10 protein-coding genes are annotated in these 11,912 nt (G+C 70.4%); 1 reads left to right on the plus strand and 9 read right to left on the minus strand.

Going from position 1 to position 11,912, the window contains the following annotated elements; translation table 11 throughout:
- Position 1: 1 nt before the first annotated feature.
- From ACFW9O_RS13260 to ACFW9O_RS13300, 9 genes are all read right to left on the minus strand, one after another.
- Complete coding sequence (locus ACFW9O_RS13260) at positions 2-1,171, minus strand: SGNH/GDSL hydrolase family protein (RefSeq protein WP_384608501.1); 1,170 nt, start codon at positions 1,169-1,171, stop codon at positions 2-4.
- Positions 1,159-2,238 (minus strand): DUF1565 domain-containing protein, encoded by a 1,080-nt coding sequence (locus tag ACFW9O_RS13265; protein ID WP_384608502.1) that lies wholly within the window; start codon positions 2,236-2,238, stop codon positions 1,159-1,161. Before ACFW9O_RS13265 ends, ACFW9O_RS13260 begins: the two co-directional genes overlap by 13 nt.
- Positions 2,235-2,837, minus strand: a complete 603-nt coding sequence (locus ACFW9O_RS13270; protein WP_384608505.1) for a hypothetical protein — start codon at positions 2,835-2,837, stop codon at positions 2,235-2,237. Before ACFW9O_RS13270 ends, ACFW9O_RS13265 begins: the two co-directional genes overlap by 4 nt.
- 2 nt (positions 2,838-2,839) lie before the next feature.
- Positions 2,840-4,825, minus strand: coding sequence for a hypothetical protein (locus ACFW9O_RS13275; RefSeq protein WP_384608507.1), 1,986 nt, complete (start codon positions 4,823-4,825; stop codon positions 2,840-2,842).
- A gap of 3 nt (positions 4,826-4,828) precedes the next feature.
- Positions 4,829-6,616, minus strand: a complete 1,788-nt coding sequence (locus ACFW9O_RS13280; protein ID WP_384608510.1) for a heparinase II/III family protein — start codon at positions 6,614-6,616, stop codon at positions 4,829-4,831.
- A complete protein-coding gene (locus tag ACFW9O_RS13285; RefSeq protein WP_384608513.1) occupies positions 6,604-7,368 on the minus strand; it encodes an SDR family NAD(P)-dependent oxidoreductase in 765 nt (254 codons plus the stop codon). The genes ACFW9O_RS13280 and ACFW9O_RS13285 overlap by 13 nt, the downstream gene beginning before the upstream one ends.
- A gap of 45 nt (positions 7,369-7,413) precedes the next feature.
- On the minus strand, positions 7,414-8,337 hold the full coding sequence (locus ACFW9O_RS13290; protein WP_384608516.1) for a carbohydrate ABC transporter permease: 924 nt from the start codon (positions 8,335-8,337) through the stop codon (positions 7,414-7,416).
- Positions 8,324-9,166, minus strand: a complete 843-nt coding sequence (locus tag ACFW9O_RS13295; RefSeq protein WP_384608519.1) for a carbohydrate ABC transporter permease — start codon at positions 9,164-9,166, stop codon at positions 8,324-8,326. The genes ACFW9O_RS13290 and ACFW9O_RS13295 overlap by 14 nt, the downstream gene beginning before the upstream one ends.
- Positions 9,167-9,301: 135 nt before the next feature.
- Positions 9,302-10,570, minus strand: a complete 1,269-nt coding sequence (locus tag ACFW9O_RS13300) for an ABC transporter substrate-binding protein (RefSeq protein ID WP_384608522.1) — start codon at positions 10,568-10,570, stop codon at positions 9,302-9,304.
- 225 nt (positions 10,571-10,795) lie between these two features.
- On the opposite strand from ACFW9O_RS13300, the gene ACFW9O_RS13305 reads away from it, so the two are divergent.
- Positions 10,796-11,899: a LacI family DNA-binding transcriptional regulator gene (locus tag ACFW9O_RS13305; protein ID WP_384608524.1), complete on the plus strand. Its 1,104-nt coding sequence runs from the start codon at positions 10,796-10,798 to the stop codon at positions 11,897-11,899.
- The last annotated feature ends 13 nt before the right edge of the window (positions 11,900-11,912 follow it).

An 11,912-nucleotide genomic window follows, 5' to 3' on the forward strand; every position in this document is an offset into this window, starting at 1 on the left:
CTCACAGGAGGTGTCGGCGGTCGACGGCCGCGGCGAGCGCGGCGTGACCGGAAGGATTGGGGTGCAGACCGTCGCCGCTGTCGAACGCGGGCAGCAGGCGGGACGGCTGTGCGGGATCGTGCAGCGCGCGGTCGAAGTCGGCGACCGCGTCGAACAGCCGGCCGGTGCGCACGGCGCGGTTGATCTGCTGTCGGACCGCGTCGAGTTCCGGTGTCCAGCGGGTCCACCCCTCGAACGGGGTGATGGTCGACCCGACGATCCGCAGCCCAGCGTTCCGGGCCCGCAGGACCAGCTGGCGGTAGCTGGCCAGGACGAGCGCGGGGTCCGTCTGGGAAGGTGGCTGCTGGAGGTCGTTGATACCGAGATGGACGAGTACGGTGCGCAGCCCGGGCAGTGAGAGGACGTCGCGGTCGAAGCGCGCCTGCCCGCCGGGCCCGAACCGGGCGTCGTCCAGCAGCAGCCGGTTGCCGCTGATGCCGAGGTTGGCGACAGCCGATCCGGGGAGTCGTCGGGCCAGTTGGTCCGGCCAGCGCAGGTCCGCGTCGTCGGGTGTGCCGACCCCCTCCGCGATGGAGTCGCCGAGCACCGCGAGCACCGGCCCGTGGGCGCCGGTCACCTCGACCCCGGTCAGCAGGAACACCGAGGTGGTCCGCACCCCGTCGACGGAGTGCGAGGCGTGGGTGTTGCGGTGGAAGGACAGGGGCCCGGTGGGGCCGGGCAGCCGGGTCTCCACCGTCAGCCGTGACGCAGCCGGAGCGCGCAGACCGTCGACCGGATCACTCGTCAGGGAGGCACCCGCGGCGAGCCACGCCTGCCGTCGGCCGCCGAACGTCACCGCACGCCCGCCGGCCGTCACCGGGCCGATCAGGACGGGTACGGCGCCGAAGGCGTTCCCGTACCGCAGACGCACCTGCCCGCCGGCCGACAGCCGCAGGACGGCGGTGAACACCCCGTCGGTGAGGCCGCCGGCCGCCACCGTGTCGGTCCCGGTCGGTGCGGTCTGTGCCGTCGCCCAGGACGTGGCCCAGCGCGACCTGCCCGCCGTGGCGCCGCTGCCCTGCGTGGCCGGGGCGGCCTGGGCTCCGGGCGCGGCGAAGGCCACTGCCGCCACGCCCGCCGCCGCCGTCAGTACCCCGCGTCTCGCGGGCCCCCGGCCGGTCACTGCGGGCACGCACCGGTCGGCGCGTACTCGCCCGCGTACGTACCGACCGCGTCGCCACCGGTGTTGCCGCTCATGGTGTTCGTGCACACGGGGCCCTGCGGGGTGCGCATGAACTTGATGCCGCCGCCCGCGTTGCCGGTGATGGTGTTGCCGTACACGCTCGTGTCGATGCCGTCGGTCGCGGTGTCACCGCCGAGCCTTACACCGGCGCCGACGTTGTCGTGCACCGTGTTGTAGCGGAAGATGTTGCCGCTGCCGCGTGCGTCGAGGCCGCCGGAGCTGGCGTCCTTCTGGCCGCTGCAGTCGTTGTACTCGACGTAGTTGTTGGTCGAGTTCTCCTTCACGTCGACGCACTCGTTGCCCTGGGTGGCGATGGTGTTGTGGTGGATGCGGTTGTTCCTGCTGATGTCCGCCGCGGCGTCCGGGGCGCCGTTCGCGCCCTGCTGCTCGGGGGCCGTGCCGAGGTAGATGCCTTCGCCGTTCTTGCCACCGCCGCCGAACTTGAAGTCGGCGACACCGCAGTTGCTGACCGTGTTGTCGTCCACCTCCGCGCCGGTGACCAGATAGCGCAGCCGCACGCACTCGTCGGCGGCGTTCTTGAGCGCCATTCCGGTGATGCGCAGGCCGCCCACCCCGTTTCCGGGAGTCGTGCTCATGACATATATGAGCTTCAGGCGGTAGCCCGCAACGTCACCGGACGAGCCGTGCAGCCCGTCCACGGTGAAGCCGCTCAGCGTCGTCGAGTCGTGTTGCACCTGGATGATCCGGGCGTCACCCGCTCCCTTCACCACGGCGTTCGACGGGCCCGTGAGTGTGACGCCGGGGCGCTTGGTCACCGCGTCCTGCCGGTAGGTTCCGGCCGCGAGGTTCACCACCGCTCCCGTGGGCGCCAGGTCCAGGGCCTTCTGGATCGTGGCGAGCGGCGCCCCCGCCGACGTACCGGCGTTGGAATCGCTGCCGGACGGCGAGACGTAGTACGCGGTGGCCGCCTCGGCGGCCACGGACGGAGCCGGGAGAAGGAGCGAGGTGCCCGCCGCGAGCGCGGCGGCCAGGGTGGTGCGCAGTGCATGGCTCATGAGATGTGCCTCCTGGGATCAGCGAAGGACAGAGCGAGCAGTACGGGGATGCTCGGGCCCAGCAGCAGTGGCCCGAGCGGTACGACGAGGGAGAGCAGCACGGCGGAGATCACCGCGCCGAGCAGTGCGGTGCCCCGGGCCGGAGACCCGAAGCCGAGCGCCAGCGCCCCGGCCGACCAGGTGCGGACCGAGCCCCGTGGTGTCCGTCCGGCCTCGGCCGCGAGCGCGATGTGATGGATGACGAGCGCGGTGGCGATGCCCACCTGGGCGGCGAGCACGACGAAGGTCCACGGCTCCGAACGGGTCAGCAGATACACGATGTTCGCGCCGAGGACGACCGCCGCCGCCGTCGACAGCAACCCGTGGCGCCACAGCGCACGCCAGTAGCGGGGGAACGCGGCGAACGCGTTGACGAACACGCGGCTGTCCCCCTCCGCCCGCCACAGCTGAAGCGCGTGGCCCATGGCCGCGAGCGCGGGCAGCCAGGTGACGACACCCAGGGACAGCACACTGCACGCGGCCCCGGCGACGGCCGGGTAGGCGATGAACTCCAGACGCCGCAACAGCGTCGGCCAGCCGGACGAGAGGGTTGCCTGCATGATCAGCCGACCTTTCCTGTGTACGGCTCCGGCACATCGAGGAGCACGTGCCCGTCCAGCTCCAGCCGGGTGCACCGCACGACGAACGGCGCGGCGCCCTCGGAGATCAGCACGGCGGCACCGTCGGCGCTCACCCGTGCCGCACGGATCCGCCGGGCGACGGGGGACAGCAGGACGGTCTCCCCGGCCTCCGCGAACGTGACACCGCGTCCGTCCGGGCACGCGACCTGTTCGCCGGCCGGTGCTCCACCCGGCGTAATGGCGGTGAGGAAGAGACCGTCCGACGACCGCGGGGTGGTCGCACGGAGCGTGTGGAGCGTCCGGGTGAGCCGCAGCTCCGGCGTACTGGACGTCGGATTGGCTTCGACCTCGGTGACCTCGCAGACGACCGAGGCGTCGTGGGGCGCGAACTGCCGTACGAGAGCGGTGGCCGCGCCCGACCTGATCAGCCGGCTGCCGTCCGGCTGCGGCTCCGTGGGGCGGTCGGTCTGCAGCAGGAACGTCCACTCCCGCTCCGCCTCCGCCTCGGCCAGGTCGAGCAGAACGAGCCGGCCCGACGGGGTGAACACCAGGGTGCGGTCCAGACGACGGACGCCCAGCGCCGGGTCGTACATCGCGGCGATCTCGGCCGTGGCGTGCGCCCAGCCCGCCTCGGCGTCCACCAGCACATCGCGCTGCCTGGCCTGCCGCTCGTACGGAATGTCCTTGTAGACGTGATAGCGGTCCTCGTCCGCGTACCCCTGTCCGTCCACCAGCAGCAGATTGTGGTGCGCCGCGCGCTTGCGGTTGCTGTAGCCCTCGTCCACGGCGAGGAACGCCCCGTGCGAAATGAGCACGAACGACCCCGAGTCCGGGTGGTGGTGCCCCTGGTTCAGGGTCTCCCAGCCCAGCTCGGCCCGGTGTTTCGCGGAGGTCTCCCACGCGGTGTGGCCGCCACCCGGACTCGCCTTGAACGACACCAGCGTCGCATCGTCGTCCCACCCCGTGCGGGCGGCGAGCAGCCCCAGATCAGGGAAGAACGCACGGGTCTCGGTGGGCCGGGAAGCCGCTACGGACGGGTCGTACCAGAGGTACTCCAGATAGGCCTCCGGCAGGATTCCCGGCCGCACCCCGCTCTCCGCCGCCTCCTGCCACAGCAGTTCGCCCGAGGCCAGATCGCCCATCCACTGGGCCTCCGCGATGCCGTACTGCGAGGCGAGCCGGTAGTACAGGCCCGCGCTGTGACCACTGCGCCGGTCGTGGCAGTCACCGTGGTCGACGTTGAACGCGAAGCCGGGCGCCGTCTGGTGGAGCCGGTAGCGGAAGGTGTTGGCGAGGAAGCCGCCGCGCTCCCACCAGTCGACCCCCTCCGCCTCCTTCAGGAGATCCAGATGGATCGCCAGGAAGGGCACACCGTAGCGCCAGTACACGACACCCTCGGCATGCGAACCGTCGGCCGGCATCAGGTCCAGGACCGTGCCGAGGTTGTCCTTGGCCCGCTCGGTCCACTCCTCCTTGCCCAGGACGTAGCCGGCGGTCGCCAGACCCGCGTAACAGATCCAGTTGTGGTTCTGCCAGTACGACGACGACCACCAGCGGCCCTCGCTCGCCACCGCGAACTCGTACATGCGGCGGCCCTGCAGCAGCAGCTTGTACCGCAGCAGCGCCCGTACCCCGTCCGGCAGTTCGTCCCCGATCCACCGGTAGGCGAGCGACAGGTGGTGGAGCAACCAGCCCGCGTCCAGGTCGTGGTCCGGCAGATGGGCCCGGCCCCAGTGCGGCAGCCGCACGGCCGCCTCGATCCAGCGCCGGCTCTCGTCCAGATGCGCGCGGTCGCCGGTGGTGCGGAAGGCCAGAGCCGGGTTGGAGGCGGCCGGGCCCAGCCAGGTGATGCTGGCCAGGGGGTGCGTGCGGGGCGGGGTGAGACCGCGGTGGCGCGCGGCCTCCTCCCGCAGCCGGACCTCCTGCGCGGGGCGCGGGCCGGGCGGCGGAGTGGCGGAGAGCAGCACGACTCAGCCCTCCGTCCGGAAGCGCGCGGTGGAGCCGTCAGCCAGTTCCACCGTCAGCTCCTCGCCGTCGAGTCGCACCTCGCTCACCGCAGGACCCGCCGATGCCGCCTGGTACACCGAGGCGAAGGTGACCCGCTCCGCATCGGCGGTGAAGTCGACCCGGGTGCGCATGCGCTGCGGATCGTCCGCCGGACCGGGGCCGGGCCGGGTCACGGGCCGGACCGGCACCCCGGCGGTGTGGGTGTGCCAGCCGTGCAGGGTCTCGTCGCCGTACCAGGTGGTGCGCACGGGACCGGCGGCCTGCAGCTGGACGTCGAGCGCCGTTCCCGGGCGCAGCTGGGCCGTGACGCGGTGCGCCTCACGGCCCGTCACCGTCAGGAGATCCACCAGGTAGCAGTCGCCGGCCGCCACCCGCCGTACCGCGCGCACCCCTTCGTACGCGGTGGTGACCTCGGCGGACAACGAGGCGGTGTCCGAAGCCAGCAGCGCCCCCGTGCACTCCGCCTGTTCGGCGCCGTCCACCCGGAACGCCGGATGTGCCTCGGTCGAGGCGTACAGATCACGGAACTCGGCGTGCGCGTAGGGCACCTGGCCGGGGTCCGGCTGCCACAGGGTCGTGTCCCCGTACAGGTACAGCGACAGCTTGTCGCGGTGCCCGTGCGAACCGCCGTGCGGGCCGAAGTCCAGCAGTGCGTGGATGCCCGCCGCCCGTACCACTCCGTAGCCCGCCGACGGGAAGACGGTGACGGCACCGGGCGCCGCCCGACGGGGGAGCGGCGGACCGGCGAACCAGCCGCCGAGCTCCCGGTCCAGCTCGTCGTCGCGCTCGCCGAGCTCGGCCCGTGCGCGTACCGCCACCGCATCCAGTGCTGCGGACGGCACCAACTGCTGGGCAAGGGCTACCAGTTCGAGCCACTCCAGGGCCAGCGGGGGCCGCGCGTACGGACCGTCGTGCAACGCCGGGAGAATGCCGCCGTCCGTCGCGATCACCGCGAGGACGTCCGTCATCCCGGCCAGCACGCCCACCACATCGGACGGGATCGCCGCCGGGTCGGTGGAGCGCAGTGCCAGCAGGGCCGCCCGCAGCACGAACCCGTGGTAGTAGGTACTGCCCTCCCACTCCCAGCCGTCCTCGGCGACCGCCACGCGCAGATGCGCGTACAGGCCGTGATCGCCCTCCAGCCACTGCCCGGCACCGTCCCACTCCCGGCCGCGGACCGCGGCCGCGGCCCGGCTCGTGGCCACACCTGCCGCGTTCAGCCACGCGGTGTAGTTGGACGCGAGGTGCCCCTGGCCGGTCAGCACGTCACGGGCGTCGAGTGCCGCCTGCTCCAGGTCGTCGAGCAGCGGCAGTACCGCCGCGAGTCCTTCGGTGTCCTTGACGGCGAGCGTGTTCACCGCGTGCCCGATGTTCACCGCCCAGATCGCGTCGGTCAGCGCCTGGTGGAAGAGCCGGCCGCGCAGCATCCATGTCTGCGCCTCGCCGTGCCGCTCCGTGGCGAGGCCGGCGTACACGTCGGCGTACTCGACGAGCCGGGCCACCGCCTCCGCGCGATCGCCCTGATGGGCGAGCACCCGCAGGTGCCGCGCCCACGCCTGGTGCGAGAGCACCAGCCAGGCGCCGCGCACGGCCTCCGTGTCCACGCGGCAGCCGTGCGCGCAGCGCGCACCGTCCTCGGGGAAGACCCCGCCGAGCAGATCACCGTGGTCGAGTTCCACCCCGTGGGCCGGGCAGACGTACGCGTGCCACCAGCCGCCCCGCTCCCGGGCGATGCGCCTCAACGCGGCCACACGCCACCGTCGATGTCCACCGTGGTGGCGGTCAGGAAGCCCGAAGCGGGCGAGGCCAGATGGACGACGGCGTGGGCGACGTCCTCCGGCGTGCCGGCCCGGCCGACGGGGATGCCGGCCTCCATCGCCTGCTGGGCCTGGGGAGCGGTGAACGTGTCGTGGAAGGCCGTGCCCTTGATGAAGCCGGGTGCCACCGAGTTGACGGTGATCCCCGTGCCCGCGAGTTCCTTCGCCAGGCCCTTCGTGAAGCCGCGGATGCCCGCCTTGGCGGCCGCGTAGGCGACCGAGCCGGGGCCGCCGCCGTTGTGCGCGGCGAGCGACGACATGGTGATGATGCGTCCGGCCGAGGACTGCGTCAGATGCGGCAGGGCGGCTCGTACCGTGCGGAACGCCGACGTCAGATTGACGGAGATGACCTGGTCGAAGTGGTCGTCCGACATGGATGCGATCTTCTCGCGACCGATCAGATGACCCGCGTTGCAGACGAGGACGTCCAGGCCGCCGAGGAATCCGGTGGCCTCCTCGACCAGTGCGTCCACCTCGCCGCTCACGGTCGCGTCGGCCTGGAACGCCTTGGCCCTGCGTCCCAGCGCCTCGATGGCGGAGACCGTCTTCGCGGCCTCCTCGGCGGAGGAGTGGAAGTGGACGGCGACGTCGGCGCCGGCCTCTGCCAGGGCGACGGCGATGGCGCGGCCGATGCCGTGGCCCGCTCCCGTCACCAGTGCGCGGGAGCCGTTGAGATCAGCAGACATGGGTGAAGCCCTTTCGGTGACCGGCCCACGAGGGGCCGGAACCGGTCACTTGAGACCGGCGGTTGCGAAGCCCTGTACGAAGTAGCGCTGGCCGATGAGGAAGAGGACGACCATGGGAAGGGTGGCGAGCGTGGTGCCGGCCATCAGGAAGTGCCACTGGGTGCCGTTCTCCGTCTTGAAGACGGAGAGCCCGACCTGGATCACCCGCATGCTGTCCGTATGGGTCACCAGGAGCGGCCAGAGGAAGTTGTTCCACGAGGACTCGAAGGTCAGCAGCGCCACGGTGATGAACGCGGGCTTGACCTGCGGGCTCATGATCCGGGCGTAGATGCTGAATTCGCCGAGACCGTCGAGCCGGGCCGCCTCCTCCAGCTCCACCGGCAGGTCCAGGTAGAACTGCCGGAAGAGGAAGACCGCGAACGGGGTGACGGCGCCCGGGATGATGAGCGCCCACCAGCTGTCCAGCCAGCCGCTGCCGCCCTGGCCGAGGATGTCGTTACCGCCGGCCAGCGGCATGAAGCGGACGATCAGGAACTCCGGCAGCACCTTGGTGTACGTGGGGATCATGAGCGCCGCGATGAAGAGGTAGAAGATCATCTCGCTGCCGCGGAACCTGATGCGCGCCAGGGCGTACCCCGCCATCGAGGCGACCAGCACGTTGAGCACGGTGTGGCTGAAAGCGATGATGAAACTGTTCCGGGCGTACGTGGCGAAGGGCGCGGCCTTCAGCGCGTCGGCGTAGTTCCCGAACTGCCAGTGCTCCGGGAGCAGTCCGGCTTCCTGCGACGCGATCTCCACCGGCGTCTTGAGTGAGGTGAGGACCATCCAGACGAACGGCACCATCATCAGCAGCGAGACCGCGGACAGCGTCACGTAGAGCGCGACGCGGCCGGCGGAGACCGGTTTGCCCTTGGCCGTGGCCCTCGGCACCGGAGCCGGGGCCGGCTTCTGCAGCTCAGCCGTGGCCACGACTGCCTCCCATGATCCGCTTGTTGACCAGGGTGAAGCCCATCAGCAGCACGAAGAGCACGAGTGACTGTGCGCTGGCGTAGCCGACGCGGAACTCCCGGAAGGCGGACTTGTAGATCTCGTACGTCATCATCGTGGTGCTGTTGGCGGGGCCGCCGTCGGTCAGGATGTAGATCTGGTCGAAGGACTGGAAGGCGCTGATCATCGAGGTGATCAGCACGAAGAACGTCGCGGGCTTCAGCAGCGGCAGAGTGATCGAGAAGAACTGCCGGACCTTGGACGCGCCGTCCACGGACGCCGCCTCGTAGAGCTCCTTGGGCAGGGACTGCAGCGCGGCCAGATAGATGAGCATCTTCATGCCGATGCCCTGCCAGATGCCCACCAGGATCACCGAAGGCATCGCCCACGTCGTCGAGGAGAGCCAGGCGGGTCCTTGGACGCCCAGGAACGACAGCAGGGTGTTGAGGAGGCCGTTGCCGGGGTTGTAGATCCAGAGCCAGACCAGGGCGATCGCGACGGTCGCGGTGACCTGCGGCAGGAACACCGCCGTGCGGAAGATGCCGCGCGCCTTGAGGCCGGTGTGCAGAGCCAGTGCCACCAGCAGGCCGAGGGCCATGCCGAAGGGCACGGTGAAGAAGGTGTAGACGAGCGTGTTGCCGATGGACTTGACGAAGACCGCGTCGTCCAGCATGTCCCGGAAGTTGGCCAGGCCCACGAACTCCGGCGCCGTCAGCACGTCGTACTTCGTGAAGGCCAGGGCCACCGAGACCACGACCGGAAGACCGATCCACAGCGAGGCGTGCAGCAGTGCGGGCGCCACCATCAGCATGCCCGCACGTCGCCGACGGCGTCCCGGGCCCATGGGAACCCGGCCCGTACGTGTCGTCCTCGGTGCCTCGGGAGAGGAAGGCGGCCGCGCGGGCCGTGCCTTCACCACAGATGTCGCTGGCACAGTGTCGGGTCCTTACATCCGGCCGATGGCGGCCTCGGCGAGACGGCCGAGCTCCGCGATGGCGTCCTTCGCGGACTGACCGCCCACGATCGCGGGCTCCAGCGTCGGCTTGATCTTTTCGCGGATCTCCATCCAGGCCGCGGTGCCGCCCTCGGAGACGGCGTGCTCCAGGTTCTGCAGGGAGAGATCGACGAACTGGTTCTCCTTGACGTACCCGGACTCGTTGAGGTCCCGGAGTCCGGGTACCGAGCCACGCTGCTCCGCCGCACCGAGGATCGAGTCGGGCGACGCGAGGTACTCGACGAGCGCGCGGGCCGCGGCCGGGTGCTTGGAACGCGCGGACTGGGTGACGAGCGTGCCGCCCTGGAGCATCGCCGGCCTGCGGTTGGCCAGGACGAACGCACCGAGCTTGTCGCCCTCGATCAGCTCCGGGTTCTGCTCCTTGGCCTGCACCCACAGGGCGCTCGTCGACATCATCATCGACGCCCTGCCCGTCTGTACGTTGGACGGGGCGCCGGCATCCGTCTTCTTCGCGTAGTCCGCCGAGCCGTCCTTGATCAGGTCCTTGAAGAACTGCAGCGCCTCGACGCCGCGCGCATCGGTGAACAGCACCTTCTTGCCGTCCGCGCTGAACAACTGGCCGCCGTTGGCGAAGAGGAAGGTCTCCCAGCACTGGCGCAGGTCGATGGAGAACGGGTCGAATCCGACGCGGCCGTCCTTCGTCAGCTGCTTCGCGACGGCGCGCAGCTCCGCCCAGTTGGCCGGGGTCTTCTTGATCCCGGCCTCCGCGAAGTGGTCCTTGCGGTACACGACGATGCGGGTGTCGAGGACCACGGGCAGCGCGTAGAGCTTGCCGTCGTAACGCGACGGCTCCAGTACGCGCTTCTCGTAGTCGTGCGCGGTGGCGAGCGACTCGGGCAGCTCGGCGATCGCCTTCTTCGCCGCGAATGGGGGTATCCACCCGACACCCATCATGAGTACGTCGGGCAGCAGCCCGCCCGCGAGACCGGTGGTGATCTTCTCGTTGAGCTGGGCGTACGTGGTGTAGTCCACGTTCACCTTGACGTCCGGATACTTCTTCCGGAACCCGCCGAGGATCTCCTGCTCCAGCAGGGTCTTGCCGTTCGCACCTTCGTAGATCGGGGTGAGCAGCGTGATCTCGCCCTCGGCGGGGCCGTCGGCCGAACCGGCAGCCGTGGAGCCGCCGCCGCAGCCGGCGAGTGCGGCAGTGGCGGTACCCGCGCCGATGGCGGCGAGTACAGATCGTCTTGTGAGTTCCATGGGACACCCCTTTTGAGGTGGAGTCAGTGGATCGATCCAGCGATGACTTCCCGCACATGGCTGGGAAGCACTGGTAAATCGATGCACTGATGCTAAGAACGCGTCGAGAGTGGCGTCAACAGCTGATGCACAAGAATTTTCAGGGATGTTAACGGGTGTACCGGTGGAGCCCGTTCAGTAAATCGGTACACTAAGCTCAGCAGTGCGTTCCGAACCGGAGGTGGCATGAGCGGGGTAACGATCCATCAGGTCGCGGAGGCAGCAGGAGTCTCCGCGAGCACGGTCTCCAACGTTCTCAACGGACGTACGGACCGTATGCAGGCGGCCACCCTGGCTCGTGTGGAGCAGGTGATAGAGCAGCTCAGCTACCGGCCCAACAGGGCGGCGCGCATGCTGCGCACCGGCCGCATCAAGGTCATCGGCCTGATCGTGCCCTCCGTCGCCAACCCCTTCTGGGGCGCGCTCGCGAGAGAGCTGGAGGCCATCGCGCTCGCCGAGGGCTACCACGTACTGCTGTGCAACAGCGAGCGCGATCCCGCCCGTGAGCTCAAGTACGGGGAGGAACTGCTCGCCGACGGGGTCAGCGGCGTGGTCCTGTGCTCCTCCCTGCCCTCGCTCGACCACGTCGCCCCGCTGCTCAGCCGGGGTCTGAAGATGGTCGCCTTCGACCGCACCGCGCAGGCGGGCGATCCGCCGTCGCTGTCCAGCATCAGTGTGGACAACGCGATGGGCGCCGAGCTCGCCACCCGCCATCTGATCGAACTGGGCCACCGAAGGCTGGCGTTCGTCTCCGGCTCGGTCAACAGCGTCAACCGCCGGGAGCGCCTGCGCGGCTTCCGGGCCGCGCTCGAATCGGCGGGACTCGACCCTGCCGACGCGATCGTGTGGCCCGGTGCGGACACCACCGAATTCGGGGACAAGGACGCCGCCGAGCTGGGCCGGAACGCCGCCCGGGAACTGCTGTCGCAGCCACGCCCGCCCACCGGATTCGTCGCGATCAACGACATGTGCGCGATCGGCGTCTGCCGCGGCGCCAAGGACGCCGGACTCCGCGCGGGGCGGGACGTCTCGGTGGTCGGGTTCGACGACATCCTGCTCGCCGATCTCTTCGAACCGCCCCTGACCACGGTCCGCCAGCCGCTTCCGGAGATGGCGGCCGAGACCTTCCAGCAGCTGCGGGCCCGGATCGACTCGGCCCCGGGTGCCGGACGGTCGCTGCTCATCAGGCCACGACTGGTGGTACGGGAATCCACGGCACCTGCGCCGTCCGCCGCTCCGGCACCGTCCCCCGCCCCCGCCCCCGCCCCCGCCCTGGCCGAGGCCGGATAGCGGCGACGGCGAA

The organism is Streptomyces sp. NPDC059499 (assembly GCF_042749285.1).
Lineage (GTDB): Bacteria > Actinomycetota > Actinomycetes > Streptomycetales > Streptomycetaceae > Streptomyces.